Source organism: Dactylosporangium sp. NPDC048998, from assembly GCF_043197855.1.
GTDB lineage: Bacteria > Actinomycetota > Actinomycetes > Mycobacteriales > Micromonosporaceae > Dactylosporangium.
This window is the reverse complement of sequence record NZ_JBICTV010000019.1, coordinates 28,857-47,079: the sequence shown is the minus strand read 5'-3', so window position 1 is coordinate 47,079 and position 18,223 is coordinate 28,857. Positions and strand designations below refer to the sequence as shown.

18 protein-coding genes are annotated in these 18,223 nt (G+C 72.4%); 2 read left to right on the top strand and 16 right to left on the bottom strand.

Going from position 1 to position 18,223, the window contains the following annotated elements; genetic code table 11:
• Position 1: 1 nt before the first annotated feature.
• The 5 genes from secD to ruvC all read right to left on the bottom strand — a co-directional run bounded on the left by secD (position 2) and on the right by ruvC (position 4,721).
• A complete protein-coding gene (secD, locus tag ACGFI8_RS32060) occupies positions 2-1,861 on the bottom strand; it encodes a protein translocase subunit SecD (RefSeq protein WP_392810543.1) in 1,860 nt (619 codons plus the stop codon).
• Between the two features lie 81 nt (positions 1,862-1,942).
• Positions 1,943-2,290, bottom strand: coding sequence for a preprotein translocase subunit YajC (yajC, locus tag ACGFI8_RS32055; RefSeq protein WP_392810542.1), 348 nt, complete (start codon positions 2,288-2,290; stop codon positions 1,943-1,945).
• Positions 2,291-2,459: 169 nt separating this feature from the next.
• Positions 2,460-3,524, bottom strand: a complete 1,065-nt coding sequence (gene ruvB, locus ACGFI8_RS32050) for a Holliday junction branch migration DNA helicase RuvB (protein WP_392810541.1) — start codon at positions 3,522-3,524, stop codon at positions 2,460-2,462.
• Between the two features lie 79 nt (positions 3,525-3,603).
• Entirely contained in the window at positions 3,604-4,212 is a 609-nt protein-coding gene (gene ruvA / locus ACGFI8_RS32045; RefSeq protein ID WP_392810540.1) for a Holliday junction branch migration protein RuvA, read from the bottom strand.
• The gene (gene ruvC, locus ACGFI8_RS32040) at positions 4,209-4,721 is read right to left on the bottom strand and encodes a crossover junction endodeoxyribonuclease RuvC (protein WP_392810539.1); all 513 of its coding nucleotides are present in this window, start codon (positions 4,719-4,721) and stop codon (positions 4,209-4,211) included. Before ruvC ends, ruvA begins: the two co-directional genes overlap by 4 nt.
• A gap of 141 nt (positions 4,722-4,862) precedes the next feature.
• Here ruvC and ACGFI8_RS32035 point away from each other — a divergent pair, with 141 nt between their 5' ends.
• Entirely contained in the window at positions 4,863-5,657 is a 795-nt protein-coding gene (locus tag ACGFI8_RS32035; protein ID WP_392810538.1) for a 3-hydroxybutyrate dehydrogenase, read from the top strand.
• An 11-nt stretch (positions 5,658-5,668) separates the two neighbouring features.
• The gene (locus tag ACGFI8_RS32030; protein WP_392810646.1) at positions 5,669-7,561 is read left to right on the top strand and encodes a helix-turn-helix domain-containing protein; all 1,893 of its coding nucleotides are present in this window, start codon (positions 5,669-5,671) and stop codon (positions 7,559-7,561) included.
• 86 nt (positions 7,562-7,647) lie between these two features.
• Here the strand turns inward: ACGFI8_RS32030 and ACGFI8_RS32025 are convergent, their stop codons facing one another.
• From ACGFI8_RS32025 to ACGFI8_RS31975, 11 genes are all read right to left on the bottom strand, one after another.
• A complete protein-coding gene (locus ACGFI8_RS32025) occupies positions 7,648-8,259 on the bottom strand; it encodes a TetR/AcrR family transcriptional regulator (protein WP_392810537.1) in 612 nt (203 codons plus the stop codon).
• A 56-nt stretch (positions 8,260-8,315) separates the two neighbouring features.
• Positions 8,316-9,920: an MFS transporter gene (locus tag ACGFI8_RS32020; RefSeq protein ID WP_392810536.1), complete on the bottom strand. Its 1,605-nt coding sequence runs from the start codon at positions 9,918-9,920 to the stop codon at positions 8,316-8,318.
• 107 nt (positions 9,921-10,027) lie between these two features.
• A complete protein-coding gene (locus tag ACGFI8_RS32015) occupies positions 10,028-10,948 on the bottom strand; it encodes a branched-chain amino acid ABC transporter permease (RefSeq protein ID WP_392810535.1) in 921 nt (306 codons plus the stop codon).
• Positions 10,945-11,817 carry a branched-chain amino acid ABC transporter permease gene (locus ACGFI8_RS32010; RefSeq protein WP_392810533.1) on the bottom strand — a complete coding sequence of 291 codons (873 nt, stop codon included), beginning with the start codon at positions 11,815-11,817 and terminating at the stop codon, positions 10,945-10,947. Before ACGFI8_RS32010 ends, ACGFI8_RS32015 begins: the two co-directional genes overlap by 4 nt.
• 6 nt (positions 11,818-11,823) lie before the next feature.
• Positions 11,824-13,065 carry an ABC transporter substrate-binding protein gene (locus ACGFI8_RS32005; protein WP_392810532.1) on the bottom strand — a complete coding sequence of 414 codons (1,242 nt, stop codon included), beginning with the start codon at positions 13,063-13,065 and terminating at the stop codon, positions 11,824-11,826.
• Between the two features lie 13 nt (positions 13,066-13,078).
• Positions 13,079-13,786 carry an ABC transporter ATP-binding protein gene (locus tag ACGFI8_RS32000; RefSeq protein WP_392810531.1) on the bottom strand — a complete coding sequence of 236 codons (708 nt, stop codon included), beginning with the start codon at positions 13,784-13,786 and terminating at the stop codon, positions 13,079-13,081.
• Positions 13,773-14,531: an ABC transporter ATP-binding protein gene (locus ACGFI8_RS31995; protein WP_392810530.1), complete on the bottom strand. Its 759-nt coding sequence runs from the start codon at positions 14,529-14,531 to the stop codon at positions 13,773-13,775. Before ACGFI8_RS31995 ends, ACGFI8_RS32000 begins: the two co-directional genes overlap by 14 nt.
• A 199-nt stretch (positions 14,532-14,730) precedes the next feature.
• Entirely contained in the window at positions 14,731-15,825 is a 1,095-nt protein-coding gene (locus tag ACGFI8_RS31990) for a branched-chain amino acid ABC transporter permease (protein ID WP_392810528.1), read from the bottom strand.
• A complete protein-coding gene (locus ACGFI8_RS31985; RefSeq protein WP_392810527.1) occupies positions 15,822-16,709 on the bottom strand; it encodes a branched-chain amino acid ABC transporter permease in 888 nt (295 codons plus the stop codon). Before ACGFI8_RS31985 ends, ACGFI8_RS31990 begins: the two co-directional genes overlap by 4 nt.
• Entirely contained in the window at positions 16,706-17,425 is a 720-nt protein-coding gene (locus tag ACGFI8_RS31980; RefSeq protein WP_392810526.1) for an ABC transporter ATP-binding protein, read from the bottom strand. Before ACGFI8_RS31980 ends, ACGFI8_RS31985 begins: the two co-directional genes overlap by 4 nt.
• A complete protein-coding gene (locus tag ACGFI8_RS31975) occupies positions 17,422-18,165 on the bottom strand; it encodes an ABC transporter ATP-binding protein (RefSeq protein ID WP_392810645.1) in 744 nt (247 codons plus the stop codon). Before ACGFI8_RS31975 ends, ACGFI8_RS31980 begins: the two co-directional genes overlap by 4 nt.
• Between the last annotated feature and the right edge of the window lie 58 nt (positions 18,166-18,223).

Here is an 18,223-nt window from a genome sequence, read left to right as displayed (position 1 = left end):
GTCAGGCCTCCTTCGGGCGGTTGCGACGGGTGGCCGCCTGGCTGGCCGCGCCCGCGTCGGTCGTGGAACGCTGCTCGAGCACGCGGCCGAGGCCGCTGACCCTCGGTGACAAGAATGCCTTGCTTCGAGCGAAGAGCGTCATGATCGGGTGACGGAAGAGGAACACGACCACCAGGTCGAGGATCGTGGCCACGCCCAGGGCGAAGGCGAAGCCCTTCACCGAGCCGATCGAGACGAAGTACAGGATCGCCGCCGCCAGCAGCGTGATCGTGTTCGCCGAGATGATCGTGCGGCGGGCCCGGACCCAGGCGCGCGGCACCGCGCTGCGCGGGCTGCGACCCTCGCGGATCTCGTCCTTGAGCCGCTCGAAGTAGATGACGAACGAGTCCGCGGCGACACCGAGCGAGACGATGAACCCGGCGAAGCCGGCGAGGCTCAGCGTGAAGCCGATCCAGCGGCCCAGGATGATCAGCGCCATGAACACCAGCACGCCGGAGAGCACCAGGCTGAGCATGATGACGCCGCCGAGCAGCCGGTAGTAGAAGAACGAGTAGAGCACAACGAGCAGCAGGCCGATGCCGGCGGCGAGCAGGCCCGCCTCCAGGTGCGAGCTGCCCAGGGTCGCCGAGATGCTCTGCGCGTCCTGCGACGTGAACGACAGCGGCAGGGCGCCGTACTGCAGCTGGCTGGCCAGCAGCTGGGCCTCGCTCTTCGTGAAGCTGCCGCTGATCTCCGCGTCACCGGGGATGACGTTCTGGATCGTCGGGGCCGACACGACCTCGTTGTCGAGCACCACGGCGACCTGCTTGCTGTCGGTGCCGCCGTTGTACGCCTCGCGGGTCAGGTCGGTCCAGCGGTTCTGCCCGGCGCTGCTGAACGACAGGTTGACCATCCACTTGCCGTTCTGCGTGTTGATGCCGGAGCTGGCCTTCGACACGTCGGTGCCCAGCACCTTGGCGACGTCGAGCTGGTACTTCACGCCCGGCCCGCAGGCCACCGCCGGCTGGCCTTCTGCGCGGATCGAGCCGACCGGCCGGTGGTTGAGCTTGTCGCAGGTGACGAACGGGATGTTGTACTGCATCGAGGCCGGCAGCACCGCGACCTCTTTCGGCGTCAGGTTCTTGAAGCCCTTGTACAGCTCGGCCTTGCTCGCGTCCTTGCTGACGTCGACCGGGGACTGCTCGGCGAGCGCAGCGGCCCACACGCTGTCGCCCAGCTTCTTCTGCACCGCCGCGCGCTGCGTGGCGATGTCGGCCGCCACGCTCTCCGACGGCGTGGGGGTGGCGTCCGCGGCGGCGCTGGAGTCCGACGGCGTCGCCGACGGCGCGGCCGAGGAGCCCGACGGGGTCGCCGACGGCGTGGCCGAGCCGGAGGCCGAGGTCGAGGCCGCCGGCGAGGCAGAGCCCGACGCGGAGGCGGACGGCGAGGCCGACGGCGATGCCGACGGGTCGGTCGCGCCGGTGTCGCCGGTCTGCCCAAGCACCGTGCGGAAGCGCAGCTCCGCCGTCTGCCCGATCTGCTTGAGCCGGTCGTCGCTCTTACCCGGCAGGGAGACGACGATGTTGCTGTTGTTCTCGACCACGACCTCGGCCTCGGCGACACCCAGGCCGTTGACACGCTGGTCGATGATGCGACGGGCGGTCTCCATCTGGGCCTGGGTGGGCGGCTTGCTGCCCTCCAGGTTCTGGGCCTGCAGCGTGACCGTGGTCCCGCCGATCAGATCAAGGCCGAGCTTCGGCTCGAGCCGGTCGCGCCATCCACCCTTGCCGCCGAACCATACGATGGCGGCTAGCACGATGAAGATGGCGGCTAGCACGGCGAGCTGGCGGCTCGGGCGCATCGGTGCCTGAGGTTGTGCCACGGCTGTCGGGTCTCCCTACACGACGCCGGCGGGGTCCGCGCGGCGTGAATGTTTCACAGAGCGGGCTTGCGAGCGGGACTTTCAGTCGGAGTCCGCGGTCCCGGCGGACTCCCCTTCTTCGGAGGTGGCGTCTTCGTCGACGGGCGCCTTCCGGCTGACCTTCCCGATGGCGGCGCGGGCGTACTTGGCGGTGACGCCCGGCGAGATCTCCAGCAACACGGTGTCGTCGGAGACCTCCACCACGGTGCCGTACATGCCGCCGACGGTCACCACCTCGTCGCCGACGCCCATCGAGGACTGCATGCTCTCGACCTCGCGGCGGCGCTTCTGCTGCGGGCGGATCATGAGGAAGTAGACGAAAGCAGCGAAGGCAACGACAACGAGAAGCGGAAGTGCGCTGCCGCCCGAGCTTTCCGCGGCGTAATACACGATTGGTGGCCTTCCCTGTCGAGGTATCTGATGTCCGCGCAGCGGATCGCGGCGAGTCTAGTCGGTGTGTCAAAGACCACGTGAACCGGCATCCGCTACAAACCCAGTCTGGCTCGACGAGCTTCGCCAGATCGACCCGCACCGGGCGCCGATCACGACAGGCCAGGAGCTACGGCTCCAGACTGAACAGATCGGGTGTTTGGGACAAGCCGCCCGCGGCGTTTCCGCCACCGACGGTACCAGCGGGGGCTGGAATTCCGAGGTGGCGCCAGGCGCTCGCCGTGGCGACCCGGCCACGGGGAGTACGCGCGATGAGCCCGGTCCGCAGCAGGAACGGCTCACAGACCTCCTCGACCGTGTCGGGCTGCTCACCCACGGCTACCGCGAGTGTGGACAGGCCGACCGGCCCGCCGCCGTGGCGCAGCAGGGCCAGCAGCACCGCCCGGTCGAGCCGGTCCAGGCCGAGCTCGTCCACGTCGTACACGGTCAGCGCCGCGCGCGCCGCGCCCAGGTCCACCACGCCGTTGCCGCGCACCTCGGCGTAGTCGCGGACCCGGCGCAGCAGCCGGTTGGCGATCCGGGGCGTACCGCGGGAGCGCCGGCCGATCTCCACCGCCCCGTCCTCGGTGATCGGCACGTCGAGGATGCGCGCCGACCGGGCGATGATCCGCTCCAGCTCCTCGGGCTCATAGAAGTCCAGCTGCCCGACGAACCCGAAGCGGTCGCGCATCGGGCCGGTGAGCAGGCCGCTGCGGGTCGTGGCGCCCACCAGCGTGAACGGCTCCACGTCCAGCGGGATCGCTGTCGCGCCGGGGCCCTTGCCGACCACCACGTCGACCCGGAAGTCCTCCATGGCGCTGTACAGCAGCTCCTCGGCCGGCCGCGCCATGCGGTGGATCTCGTCGATGAACAGCACGTCGCCGTGCTGGAGGCTGGTCAGCACCGCGGCCAGGTCGCCGGCCCGCTCGATCGCCGGCCCGCTGGTCATGCGCAGCCCGGCGCCGAGCTCCGCGGCGACGATCATGGCCATGGTCGTCTTGCCCAGCCCCGGCGGGCCGGAGAGCAGAATGTGGTCGGGCGGGCTGCCCCGGCGCAGGGCGCTCTGCAGCAGCAGGTCGAGCTGCTCGCGCACCCGGTGCTGGCCGATGATCTCCGCGAGCCGCTTGGGCCGCACGGTCTGATCGGCGATCGCGTCCTCGTCGGACGCGAACGCGCTCACCAAGGGGTCCGTCACGACGCCTCCGCTTCGCTCCGGCGCCGCGCCTGAACCTGCGCCCCCGGATGAGCGGCCCCTACGCTCCGCTCCGGACCGCTCATCGGATCGTGCCCAGCATCTTGATCGCCTGCTTGAGCAGCACCGGCACCGCCGGCACGGTCTGCCCGTCGAGCTGTTCGGCGACCGCGGCCACCGCCTGGTCGGCCTGGTTGGCGGTCCAGCCGAGCCCGACCAGCGCCTGGCGGACCTGCTCGGGCCAGACCGCGCCGGCGCCCACGCCGACCATTGCCGCGCCGTCGCCCGGCAGCGCGCCGATCTTGTCGCGCAGCTCCAGCACCAGCCGCTCGGCCCCCTTCTTGCCGATGCCCGGCACGCGGGTCAGCGTCGAGGTGTCGCCGCCGGAGATCGCGCGGCGTACGACATCGGGAGTGTGCACGGCGAGCACGGCCTGGGCCAGCCGGGGACCCACCCCGGTCGCCGTCTGCAGCAGCTCGAACAGCTGCCGGGCATCGTCGTCGGCGAAGCCGTAGAGGGTGAGCGAGTCCTCCCGCACCACCAGCGAGGTCGCCAGCCGGGCCTCCTGCCCCACCCGCAGGTCGGCGATGGTGTGCGGCGAGCACTGCACGAGCAGGCCGACCCCGCCGACCTCGATCACCGCGCCGTCGGGCGACACCGCCATCACCTTGCCGCGAACGCTCGCGATCACCGGGCCCTCCTCAATGCGGCGCTGAGGCGCTCACGCGCGCCGCCCCGCCAGACGTGACAGATGGCCAAGGCTAAGGCGTCGGCGGCGTCGGCCGGGCGCGGCGCGACCTCCAGCCGCAGCAGCCGGGTCACCATCGCGGTCACCTGCTTCTTGTCGGCGTTGCCGTTGCCGCTGATGGCCGCCTTGACCTCGCTGGGGGTGTACATCTGCACGGGCAGCCCGGCCCGCGCCGCGGCGAGGACGGCCACCGCGCCGGCCTGCGCCGTGCCCATCACGGTGCGCACGTTGTGCTGGCTGAAGACCCGCTCGACGGCGACGGCCTCGGGGCGGTGCTCGGCGACCAGCTCGGCGAGGCGCACGTCGAGGCCGAGCAGGCGCAGCGCCAGGTCTTCGTCCGGGTCGCTGGTGACGACCTCGTAGTGCACGAGCCGGCACGGCCGCCCCGGCTGCCCCTCGACCACCGCCACGCCGCACCGGGTCAGGCCCGGGTCGACCCCCAGCACGCGCACCGGCCACCCCCTCATACGTGTGTTCGACACCCTATCGGACGATCGTGAAGGGCCGATCGCGCGACACACACACCGACTACGGTGAAGGTATGTGGGCGCGCCCCATGGGACGGGCGCGCGAAGCCTCGTACGTTTCCCGCCATGACGACGCCTCACCCCGTTTCGCCGCACCAGGTCGTCTCGCTGGACCTGCGGGGACGCACCGCGCTGGTGACCGGGGCCGGCAGCGGCATCGGCCGCAGCGTGGCGGTGCGCCTGGCCGCTGCCGGGGCGCGGGTCGTGGCGGTCGACCGCGACGCGGAGCCGCTCAAGACCCTCGCCGAGGAGGCGGGCGTCGTACCCGTGGTCGCCGACCTGTGCGACCAGGACGGCATCGAAGAGCGGCTGGCCGGCCACCTCGACGCCGACGTCCTGGTCAACAATGCCGGGCTGCAGCACGTGGCGGCGCTGGAGGACTTCCCGCCGGAGCGCTTCGCCTACATCCAGACCGTCATGGTCACCGCACCCTTCCGGCTCGTCCGCGCCGTCCTGCCGCACATGTACGCCGGGAACTGGGGCCGCATCGTCAACATCTCCTCGGTGCACGGCCTGCGGGCCTCGCCGTTCAAGGCCGCCTACGTCACCGCCAAGCACGCCCTCGAGGGGCTGTCGAAGACCGTCGCGCTCGAGGGCGCCCCGCACGGGGTCACGGCGAACTGCATCAACCCGGCGTACGTGCGCACGCCGCTGGTCGAGGGGCAGATCGCCGACCAGGCGCGCACCCACGGCATCGACGAGTCCGAGGTCGTCGAGAAGATCATGCTGACCAGCGCCGCGATCAAGCGGCTCATCGAGCCGGCCGAGGTCGCCGAGCTCGTCGCCTACCTCTGCACCGACGTCGCGAGCTTCATCACCGGTACTTCGCTGTCGATCGACGGCGGCTGGACCGCACACTAGGGCTTGTGACGATGCTGGAGTACCTCGAGCTGCTGGCCCGGGAGGCGGCCGCCGTGGAGTTCGAGGGCCCGCTCGTCGCCGCGCGCAGCGCCGGCCTGCCGCCCGGGCACCTCGCCGAGCTCGAGCAGGCCAAGGTCGTCGCGCTGCGGGTGCGCGCCCTGCTGGAGCGGCGCCGCCGGCGCGAGGAGGAGCTGTCCGGGCTCTTCGACACGGCCAGCGACCTCGCAGGCCTGCGCGACGTCGACGCCGTGCTCGCCGCGATCGTGCACCGGGCGCGGACGCTGCTGGGCGCCGACGTGGCGTACATGACGCTCAACGACGAGACCCGCGGCGACACCTACATGCGGGTCACCGACGGCTCGATCTCGGCCCGCTTCCAGGCGCTGCGGCTGCCGATGGGCGCCGGGCTCGGCGGCCTGGTCGCGCAGACCGGCAGCCCGTACGTCACCGCCGACTACCCCGGCGACGCCCGCTTCCGGCACACCGGCGACATCGACGCCGGCGTGAGCGAGGAGGGGCTGGTGGCGATCCTCGGGGTACCGCTGCGGCTGGGCTCCCGGATCATCGGCGTGCTCTACGCCGCCAACCGCTCGGCCCGCCCGTTCGCCCGCGAGGAGGTCTCGCTGCTGGTCTCCCTCGCCGCCAACGCCGCCGTCGCGATCGACACCGCGCGGCTGCTCGGCGAGACCCAGGCCGCCCTGGAGGAGCTCTCCGCCGCCAACGGCGTCATCCGCGCGCACAGCGACTCCGTCGAGCGGGCCGCGGCCGCGCACGACCGGATGACCGCGCTCGTGCTGCGCGGCGCCGGCGTCGAGGACGTCGCCGCGGTCGTGGTCGAGGTCCTCGGCGGCTCCCTGCTCGTCCTGGACGCCGAGAACCGCCGCCTGGCCCTGGTCGGCGAGCTGGCCCAGCCCGACCCGAGCGCGGTCGCCGAGGCCCTGGCCGCCTCGCGCACCGAGGGCCGCAGCGTGCGCCGCGGCGAGCTGTGGGTGGCCGCGGTGGTGGCCGGCGCGGAGAACCTCGGCGCCCTCGTCCTGCGCCCCGACCGCGCGCTGGTCGACGCCGACCAGCGCATCCTGGAGCGCGCCGCGGTCGTCACCGCGCTGCTGCAGCTGTTTCGCCGTACCGTGGCCGAGGCCGAGGGCCGCGTGCGCGGCGAGCTGCTCGACGACGTCATCACGCGCCCGGTCCGCGACGCCGACGCGCTGCGCGCCCGCGCCAAGCGCCTCGGGGTCGACCTGGACGCCCCCAACGTCGTGGTCGCCATCGGCGCGGACGCCCTCGCCGGCGGCTCGATCCGCCAGCGGGCCGTGTCGTGGGCGCAGACGTACGCCCAGACCCGCGCCGGCCTGGCCGCCGCCCGCGACGGCCACGTCGTGCTCCTGCTGCCCGGCGAGGCCCCCGGCGCCGCCGCCCGGCTCGTCGCCCGCGACCTGGGCAAGCTGCTGGGCCGCCCGGTCACCGCCGGCGCCGGCGGCCCGGCGACCGCCCCCGAGGGCATCGCCGCCGCATACCGCGACGCCGACCGCTGCGTGACCGCCCTGACCGCCCTGGGCCGCACCGGCACCGGCGCCGGCACGGCCGAGCTGGGGTTCGTCGGGCTGCTGCTGGGCTCGGCCCCCGACGGCCGTGACCGCGACGTACGGTCGTTCCTGGACACCGCGATCGGCCCGGTGGTCGACTACGACGCGCGGCGGGGCACCGCGCTGGTGAAGACCCTGGAGGCGTACTTCGGCGTCGGCGGCAGCCTGGCCCGCGCCGCGGAGGTCCTGCACGTGCACGTCAACACGGTCACCCAGCGCCTCGAACGGATCGGCCAGCTCCTCGGCGCCGACTGGCAGAAGCCGGAGCGCGCCCTGGAGGTGCAGCTCGCCCTCCGCCTGCACCGCCTGCAGACCTCCTGAGGGGGTCCCCGGAAACGGGCGCGGAAATGGGGCGGCCCGGCGCCGCCGAGGGAGGCGGGCCGGGCCGGGGTGGCGGCGGACCGAGGTCAGGGCTGCGCGCCGCGCAGCACGAAGTCGACCAGGTTCTCCGCGAAGTGCTCGTCCGGGACGTTGGGGTTCCAGCGCAGCATGTTCTGCGCCAGCGTCGGGCCGGCCAGGACCAGCAGGGCCAGCTCCACGTCCAGGTCGGCGCGCAGCTCGCCCGAGGCGATGCCCCGGCGCAGCACCGAGCGCATCGCCTCCCGGCGCGGCTCCATGACCCCTTGGTACACCCGGGTCATCTCCGGGCTCTTGAACAGCTCCGGCATGAGGCAGGCGGCGGCCTTGCCGTACTGGGCCATCCGCTTTTTGCGCATCGTGCCGATCAGCGTGACCAGGTCGTCGCGCACCGACTCGCCGCGCAGCTCGGGCGGGGGGCCCTTCATCGCCAGCACCGCGTCGGTGAGCAACGCCTCCTTGTTGGGCCAGCGGCGGTAGATCGTCGCCTTGCCAACGCCGGCCTTCGCCGCGACCGCCTCGATCGAGATGGCGTCCGCGCTCTGGCCGGAGCTGAGCAGCTCGAATACCGCCTCGACGATCGCCTCGTCGACCCGGGCGCTTCGGGGTCGGCCAGGACCCTTCCGGTCCTGGTCAGGCGCCACATCCACGCTGAGCGTCATGGTTTCCATTGTTACCGAGTTTTCACACCGAAGCTACTCACCGGTTCCTCACACGCTCACTCGCCGACCGTGACGAGTTGCACGCCCTGCTCCTCCGCCAGGCTCTCGGCGGTGGTCGGGGCGGGTGCGGTCGCCGGGCGCTTGCCGGGCAGCCACAGGGCGGCCACGACCGCGCCGAGGACCGCGAAGATCGCCGAGCCGATCGCGGCGTTGTGCATGGCGGTGATGAAGGCGTCGTTGGCGTGCTGGATCAGCGCCTGCCCGGCGGGCCCGACGTGTGGCGCCACGCCGTACGCACCGGAGATCGACTCGCCGGCGGCGTTCTTCGCGGCGGCCGGCAGGCCGCTCGTGGCGGAGGCGACGTGGTCGCGGTACACGGAGGAGACCACGGCGCCGAGGGCGGCCACACCGAGGGCGCCGCCGACCTGACGGATGGTGTTGCTGACGGCCGATCCGACGCCGGCCTTCTCACGGGGAAGCGCGGACATGATCGCCTCCGTCGCGGGCGGCATCACGTTGGCCATGCCGACGCCCATGACGAAGAACAGCGCGCCCACGATCCAGATCGGGGTGGTCGCCGTGATGAAGATCCACCCGGCCAGGCCGGCCGCAACGAGCAGCAGCCCGACGGTGCTGACCGCCTTCGGGCCGAAGCGCTTGACCATCGCGGCGCTGCGCGGGGCGAACACCATCTGGGCGACCGCGAACGGCACGAACAGGGCGCCGGAGGCCAGCGGGCCGTAGCCGCGGACCAGCTGCAGGTAGAAGGCGCTGACGAACATGACGCCCATGGCCGCGAAGAAGACCAGGCCGATCATGCTGGTCGAGGCGCTGAACTGGCGGTTGGAGAACAGCCGCACGTCCAGCGACGGAAACTCGATGCGCCGCTCGTAGAGGGCGAACGCGGCCAGCACCACGACCGCCGCGGCGAGGGTGCCCCAGGACTCGATCCTGCCGAAGCCGTGGTCGCCGCCCTTGATCACGCCGTACGTGAGCAGGGTCAGGCCGACGATGGACAGCAGCACGCCGACGATGTCGATGCGGCCCGGCCTCGGGTCGCGCGACTCGGGGATGAGGGTGTTGACCAGGAACACGCCGGCGATCACGATCGGGACGTTGATCAGGAAGACCGAGCCCCACCAGAAGTGCTCGAGCAGCAGGCCGCCGACGATCGGGCCGATCGCGACGCCGAGGCCGACCGCGCCGGCCCACACGCCGATGGCGCGGCCACGCTCGCGCGGGTCGAAGACGTTGGCGATGATGGACAGCGTCGAGGGCATGACCGCCGCGGCGCCGAGGCCCATCAGGGCGCGGGCCCAGATCAGCTGGTCGGGCGAGCTGGAGTAGGCGGACGCGAGCGACGCGACGCCGAACAGCGCGAGGCCGACGGTGAGCGTGATGCGGCGGCCGAGCCGGTCGGCCAGGATGCCGGCGGTGAACAGCAGGCCGGCGAAGACCAGCGTGTAGGAGTTGATCGCCCACTCCAGCTGGCTCTGGGTGGCGCCGAGGCCGCGCTGCGGGTCGGCGATGGTGCGCATGGCGACGTTGAGGACGGTGTTGTCGAGCACCACCACGAGCAGGCTGATGACGAGCACGCCGAGAATCGCCCAGCGTCGAGGATGTCCGGTGTTGATCGGTGTGGTCTGAGTGGCTGCGTCCACGGTGCTGCTCCCCCTGGTTGAACGCAAAACGATACGGAACAGTTCCGTATCACCGTAGACCCGAGGGCTGCGATACGGAACCGTCTCGTATTCAAAAGTGGGTGTGGTCACACCCGGCGCCGCCGGCGGAATAAACCGGCGACCGTGCCCCACAACCCCCGCCGGAACAGCAGCACCACGAGCACGAACACGCCGCCGGTCACCAGCCCGATCAGCGTGAACCCGGCCTGCGAGAGCTGGTCCTCCAGGTCGACGACCAGCGCGGCGCCGAGCACGCCGCCCCACAGCGTGCCGATCCCGCCGAGCACGACCAGCACCACGCCCTTGCCCGAGGTCGTCCAGTGCACGACGTCGAGGGAGACGAACCCGTGCGCGACCGCGAAGAGGCCCCCGCCGAGCCCGGCCAGAAAGGCCGAAAGCACGAAGACCAGGAGTTTGTACCGCGAGGCCGCGTACCCCAGCGCCCGCGCCCGGGCCGGGTTGTCGCGTACCGCGACCAGCACCCGGCCGAACGGCGAGTGCACGATCCGCCACGCCAGCAGCAGGCCCAGGGCCGCGATCGGCAGCGCCGCGTAGTAGAAGTAGTACGCGTCCGAAAGGTCTAGCCCGAACAGCTCGCGCGGGACGCTCTGCATCCCGTTCTCCCCGCCGGTGACCGACGACCACGCGTTGGCGACGTAGTAGATCATCTGGGCGAAGGCGAGCGTGACCATCGCGAAGTAGATCCCGGTGCGCCGCACCGCGAGGTAGCCGATCGGCACCGCGAGCGCGGCGGCGGCGAGCGCCCCGCCGAGCACCGCGACCGGAAACGGCGCGCCGAGCCGCGCCGCGATCAGCCCCGCCGTGTACGCCGACGTCCCCCAGAAGGCCGCATGGCCGAAGGAGAGCAGCCCGCCGTACCCGAGGAGCAGGTCGATCGCGACCGCGAACAGCGCCCAGCAGAGCATGTCCACGGCGACCGCCGGATAGAGCCCGTTCGGCAGCCACAGCGCGATCGCCGCGCTCACCGCCAGCAGCGCCCACCTCACGCCGCGGTCTCCTCTCTGCCGAACAGCCCGGCCGGGCGCACCAGCAGCACCAGCGCCATGACCAGGAAGATGAGCGTCTGGGCGAGCAGCGGCGGCGCGTAGGCCTCGCTCCACGCCTGCAGCAGGCCGATGCCGAAGCCGGCGGCGACGGAGCCGAACACCGAGCCGAGCCCGCCGATGACGACGACCGCGAAGACGCCGATGATGAGGTCGCCGCCCATGAGCGGGTTGACCGCCCGCACCGGCGCGGCCAGCACCCCGGCCAGCGCGGCCAGAGCCACGCCGAAGCCGAACACCGGCGCGATCCACCGCCCGACGTCGATGCCCAGCGCCTGGGTCAGCTCCGGCCGCTCGGTGCCGGCCCGCACGACCACGCCGACCCGGGTGCGGCTCAGCAGCCACCACACGAGCGCGCACAGCGCCACGGCGACGCCGAGGACGAAGACCCGGTACGCCGGAAAGTCGAACAGCCCGAAGTCGACGGTCCCGCCGAGCCCCGCCGGGGCGCGGTACGGGTTGGACTGCGAGCCGTAGCGCGCCTTCACCGCGTCCTGCAGGATCAGCGTCAGGCCGAAGGTGAGCAGGAAGTTGTACAGCGGGTCCAGCGTGGACAGCCGCCGGATCACGGCGCGCTCGAGCGCCACGCCCAGCAGGCCGAGCACCGGCGGTACCACCGCGAGCGCGACCCAGAAGGAGAGCCCGAAGGAATCCAGCAGGAAGAACGCGCCCATCGCGCCGAGCATGTAGAACGCGCCGTGGGCGAAGTTCACCACCCGCAGCATCCCGAAGATGACGGCCAGGCCGAGGGCGAGCAGCGCGTAGACGCCGCCCCCGACCAGCCCGTCGAACGTGTGGCCGAGCAGACCCATCGCGGATCAGAGCCTGCAGTCCGGCGACGGGGCGCGGAACGCGTCCTGGGCCGGGATCGTCTTGACGATCTGCTCGTAGTCCCACGGCTCCTTCACCTCGCCGGACGGCTTGACCTTCGCCAGGTAGGCGTCGTGCAGCACGCGGTGGTCGGCGGCGCGGAACTCCCCGTTGCGCAGGAAGAAGTCGTCGACCTTCTTGCCCTCCAGCTGCTTGACGACCGCGTCGGCGTCGTCGGTGCCGGCGGCCTGCACGGCCTCCAGGTACTGCATCGCGGCGGAGTAGTTGGCCGCGTGCGCGAAGGTCGGCCGCTGCCCGCCGGCGCGCGCGGCGAACTTGTCGGCCCAGGCGCGGTTGCGCTCGTCGAAGTTCCAGTACCAGGCGTCGGTGAACGTGGTGCCGGCCAGCGCGTCCGGGGTCAGCGAGTGGATGTCGGTGAGGAACATCAGGCCGACGGCGAGCCCGACGCCCTTGTCCCGCAGCTTGAACTCGTTGTACTGCTTCACGAGGTTCACCAGGTCGGCGCCCGCCTGCATGGCGCCCAGCACGTCCGGCTTCGGGTTCAGCGTCGGCGCCTTGAGCAGGTAGGTGGAGAAGTTGTCGTTGGGAAACGGCGTCGGGTCGCTCGCGACGACCGTGCCGCCGCCCTTGGTGACCGCCGCCGAGAACGACTTCTGCATGTCCTGGCCGAAGGCGTAGTCGGGGTAGACGATGTACCAGTTCTTGGCGCCGGCCTGGGTGGCCGCGGTGCCGGTGCCGTTGGCGAGCATCGCGGTGTCGTAGGCGTAGTGGAACGTGTACTTGTTGCACGACTTGCCGGTGAGGTCGGTGGTGGCGCCGGAGATGTTGAAGTACAGCTTCTTGGCCTGCTTGGCGACGTCGGCGACCTTCAGCGCGGCCGAGGACGTCGGCACGTCGAGGATCGCGTCGACGCCGAGCCGGTCGTACATCTCGCTCGCCCGGGTGTTGGCGACATCGGGCTTGTTCTGGTGGTCGGCGGTCTCGACGGTGATGTTCTTCGTGATCACCTTGTCGCCGTACTTGGCCTTGAAGTCCTCGACGGCCATCTGCACGGCTACGACGGAGTTCTTGCCGGACAGCTGGGCGTAGACGCCGGACTGGTCGTTGAGCACGCCCAGGACGATCTTGTCGCCGGTGAGCTTGCTGCCGCCCGAGTCGCGCGGGCCGCCTCCGCCGCAGCCGGCGAGCGTCACGCACAGGGCCGCCCCGAGGGCGAGGGTCTTTTTCATGGTGTACCTCCGGTCAGATGCCGAGGTGCGCGAGGAACTCGGCCTCGCGGGAGCGCACGTCGGCGTTGTCGAAAGTGCCGGCGATCCGCCCCTCGGCGAGCAGGTAGTGGCGGTCGGCGATGGTGGTGGCGAAGCGCAGGTTCTGCTCGACGAGCAGGACGGTGACGCCGTGGTCGCGGGCGCGGCGCAGGATCTCGCCGACCCGGTGGACCAGCAGCGGCGACAGGCCCTCGGTCGGCTCGTCGCACAGCAGCACCGTGGCGCCCATGCGCAGCACCCGGGCGAGGGCGAGCATCTGCTGCTCGCCGCCGGAGAGCTTGGTGGCCGGGCTGTTGCGGCGCTCGTACAGGTTGGGGAACGCCTCGTGGACCTGCGCGAGGCTCCACGGGTGCGGTCCGACGACCGGCGGCAGGGTCAGGTGCTCGGCGACGCTGAGCGTGGCGTAGGCGCCGCGGTCGTCGGGCACCCAGCCCAGCCCGGCGCGGGCCCGCCGGTGCGCGGGGCGACGGGTCACGTCGGCCCCGGCGAGCTCGACTCTGCCCGACTGGCCACCGCCCGACTGGCCGGCGTGCAGCCCCATGACGCAGCGCAGCAGCGTGGTCTTGCCGGCGCCGTTGCGCCCGCACAGGGTGACCACCTCGCCCTCGGCCACGTGCAGGTCGACCTCGCGCAGCACGCGCGCCTCGCCGTACCAGGCGGACAGCCCTTCAACGCGCAGCATCGGCGCTCCCCAGGTAGGCCTCGACGACGCGCTCGTCGGCGCGCACCTCCTCGTAGCTGCCCTCGGCCAGCACCCGGCCGGCCTGCAGCACCGTCACCCGGTCGGCGAGGCGGCCGACGACGCTCATGTTGTGCTCGACCAGGACCACGGTCCGGCCGTCGCGGACGGCGGCGATCAGCTCGACGGTCCGCTCCACGTCCTCGACGCCCATCCCGGCGGTCGGCTCGTCCAGCAGCAGCACCTTCGGGTCGAGCGCGAGCGCGATCGCCAGCTCCAGGGCCCGCTTGCGGCCGTAGGCGAGGCTCCCGGCGGGCTCGCCGGCCGCGCCGGCCAGGCCGACCCGGTCCAGCAGCTCGCCGGCGCGCTCGCGGAAGCGGCGCAGTACCTTGTCGGAACGCCAGAACGACCAGCCGAGCGAGGTGCCGCCCTGCAGGGCGAGCTCCACGTGCGCGCGCACGGTCTGCTGCGGAAAGAGGCTCGCGATCTGGAACGAGCGCGCCATGCCGAGGCGGGCCACGCGCTCCGGCGGCAGGCCGGTGATGTCCCGGCCGGCGAGCTCGATGCGCCCGGCGCTCGGCGCGAGAAACCCGCTCAGCAGGTTGAACAGCGTCGTCTTGCCGGCGCCGTTAGGCCCGACGAGCGCGTGGACGCTGCCGGCGGCGACGTCGAGGTCGACGCCGTCGACCGCGCGGAATCCGCGGAAGTCGCGCGTGAGGCCGCGGGCGGCGAGCGCGGAACCGTCCATGTGGGACACACCCCCTCTGGCGGTGCAGGTGACGATCGCCACAAGTTATGGCCGGACTTCACCGCGTCACCATGGAGGCGATCCATATATTTACGTATTTATCAGTGTGCCCGGGAGCCACGATGCCGCTTGACCGACAAATACGAAAAATCCGGACATCACAGATGTCCGGATTTTTCGCCTGCAGCGACCGCGCGCCTCAGCGGCGTTCGGGGATCCATCGCGCCAGGGGGCCCAGGCGTGCTCGCAGGCCGGCCAGGCCGCCGGGGAAGAAGTACACCGCGAGGATGAAGACCGTGCCCAGGATGAACAGGGGCTGGGACAGCGGGCCGCGCAGCACCCCCGGCAGGCCGCCGACGGCGTCGGACTTGCCGAGCGCCACGAGCCGGTAGTCGAGGTACGTGAACAGGAAGCCGCCGATGAGCGGGCCCCAGCGCGTGCCGGGGCCGCCGAGGACCACCATCACCAGCAGGGTCAGGGTCTGGTCCGACGCGGCGATGTGCGGCGTCGCGCCGCCGATGAGCAGCGCGTACATGGCGCCGGCCAGGCCCGCGAGGCCGCCGGAGACGGTGAAGGCGAACAGCCGGTACCGGTACGGGTCGAGGCCCAGCACGCCGACGCGCCGCTCGTCGTCGCGGATCGCGGCGAGCACCCGCCCGGCCGGCGAGTCGGCGATCGAGTGCACGACGACGACGGTGACGACGAGCACGCCGAGGGCGAGCCAGTACAGGTACACCGTGTTGGTCACGCCCACCAGGAAGGCCGGTACCCGCTCGGTCGACATCGGCAGGCCCTCCTCGCCGCCGGTGGCGCCGCCCGGGTTGCGCCCGATGGTGATCGCGGCGACCTGCGCGAAGGCGAGCGTCACCATGGCGAAGGCGATGCCGCCGGTGCGCAGCGCGACCGCGCCGAGCAGCAGCGCGAGGGCCGCGGTGCCCACGACGGCGAGCAGGATGGCCGTCCACAGCCCGTACCCGGCCTTGGTCACCAGCATGTCGGTGCCGTAGACGCCGGCGGCGAAGTAGAGGGCGTGGCCGAAGGAGAGCATGCCGGTGCGGCCGAAGAGCAGGTCGTAGCCCATCGCCAGGGCGCCGAAGACCAGGCACAGGGCGAGCAGCTGCAACGTGCCGGGCGCGTTGACCGCGGAGTCGAACACGCCGGGGATCTTCAGGCCGCAGTACGGCAGGGCGATGAACACGACGAGCACCACGAGCGGGCCGAAGCGCGCCAGCGGCACCCGGGCGCGGGCCGGCGCCGGCGCCGTCCGCGCGGGTCGCGCCGTCTGTGTCGTCATGAGGTGGCGACCTTCCCGGTGATCCCTTGTGGACGGACGAGCAGCACGATCGCGAGCAGCGCCACGACGCAGATGTCGCCGAGGCCCGACGAGGTGTAGTTGACGAACTGCTGGAGCAGGCCGACCGCGACCGCGGCGTAGGCGGCGCCGGTGACCGAGCCCATGCCGCCGATGACGACGACGATGAAGCCGAAGATGAGCAGCGAGCTGCCGCCGGTCGGCGAGATCGCGCCGGCGTAGACGCCGCCGAGCGCGCCGGCCAGGGCCGCGGCGGCGCCGCCGATGGCGAACACCAGCGTGAAGGCCCGCCGCACGTCGATGCCGAGCGCGGTGACCATCGAGCGGTCCTCGACGCCCGCGCGGATGACGAGGCCGATCCGGGTGTACTTCAGGATCGCCAGCAGCCCGGCGAGCACCACGGCGGCGGCGCCGATGAGCAGGAACCGGTCGTTGGGCACCCGCGCCCCGGCGATCGAGGTGAGCTCAGAAGCCCACTGCGGGCGCGGGAACGGCCGGGGATCGCTGCCCCACGACGCCTGCAGCAGCGCCACGCCGGCCAGCGACAGCCCGACGGTCACCAGGACCTGCTCGATGGTGCGCCGGTACAGCGGCCGGATCAGCACGAGCTCGACGAGCGCGGCGACCACGGTGCCGCAGGCGACGCCGAAGGCGACGGCGAGCACGAAGCCCCAGCCGCTCGCGCCGGCCCCGGGCAGGTGCCCGGCCGCCCACCAGGTGCCGTAGGCGCCGACGGACAGGAACAGCCCGTGCGCGAAGTTCAGCACGTCGGCGAGGCCGAAGACGAGCGCCAGGCCGGAGGCGACGAGGAAGTACAGCGCCGCGAGCCCGAGCCCGGTGAGCGTGAGCAGCACGACGGTACTCATGCGTGCTCTCCCTTTCCGACGCCCAGCAGCGCCTTGGTCTTCTCGGTGTAGTTCAGCAGGTCGCCGGCCGGGCCGGTGTAGGCGACCTTGCCGGCGGCGATGACGACCGCGTCGCGGGCGAGGCGGCGTACGACCGCGAGGTTCTGCTCCACCAGCAGCATCGGCACGACCTGGGCGACGGCGTGCAGGGCCGCGGCCACCTCGCCGACGACCTTCGGCGCCAGGCCCTTGGTCGGCTCGTCGATGAGCAGCAGCCGGTTGGGGTTGAGCAGCACCCGCCCGATCGCCAGCATCTGCTGCTGACCGCCGGAGAGCGTGCCGGCCCGCTGCCGGCCGCGCCGCTGCAGCTCCGGGAAGAGGCCGTAGACGCGGGTGTAGTCCGGCTCGGCGCCGGGGCGCTCGGCCAGGCGCAGATTCTCCGCGACGGTGAGCCCGGCGAAGACGCCGCGGTCCTCCGGCACGTAACCGAGGCCGTCGCGGACCAGCCGGAACGTCGGCTGCCGGGTGACCGCCGCGCCGGCGAAGCGGACCTCGCCACCGATCTCGGCGCCGCGCGGCAGCAGGCCCAGCACCGCCTTGAGCGTGGTGGTCTTGCCGACGCCGTTGCGCCCGAGCAGCGCGGTGACGCCCTGCGGCGCGACGCCGAACGCGACCCCCTGCAGGATGTGCGACCCGGCGATGCGCACCGACAGGTCGCCGACCTCGAGAATGTTCACAGCTTCTCCCCCAGGTAGGCCTCCTGCACGGTGCGGTCGGCCATGACCACCTCCGGGGTGTCGCAGACCAGCAGCGCCCCGTGGTGCATGACCGCGACCCGGTCGGCGAGGTCGAGCACGACGTCCATGTGGTGCTCGACCATGAGCACGCTGCGCCGCTCGTCGCGGGTCAGGCTGCGGATCAGCGCGACCAGCCCGGGCACGTCCTCGGCGCTGACGCCGGCCATGGGCTCGTCGAGCAGCAGCACCCGGGGCTCGCCGGCCAGCAGCAGCGCGATCTCGAGCTTGCGCTTCTCGCCGTGGGCCAGGGTGCCGGCCGGCGCGTCGGCGCGGTGGTCGAGGCCGACCCGCCACAGCACCCGCTCGGCGCGCTCGGCGACGTCGCGGTCGCGCCCCGGCAGCGGGAACGGGCGGATCGAGCCGCCCCGGCGGGCCTGCACGGCGAGGCGGACGTTCGCCGCGACGCTGAGCGAGGAGAACACCGACGAGGACTGGAAGGTGCGGCCGAGCCCGCGCCGGGCCCGCCCGTGCGGCGGGAGCCGGGTCACGTCGTGCCCGTCGATGGACACCGACCCGTCCGACGGCTTGCGCAGCCCGGAGATGAGGTTGAACAGCGAGGTCTTGCCGGCCCCGTTCGGGCCGATGACGGCGAGGAACTCGCCCTCGGCGAGGTCGAGCGAGACCCCGTCGACGATGGCGACCCCGCCGACCCGCCAGGTCAGCCGGCGGGTGGAGAGCAGGCCGGTGGCCGGGGCGTCCGTGCGGACTCCCCCGGCCACCGGCGCCGGTCCCTGGGAC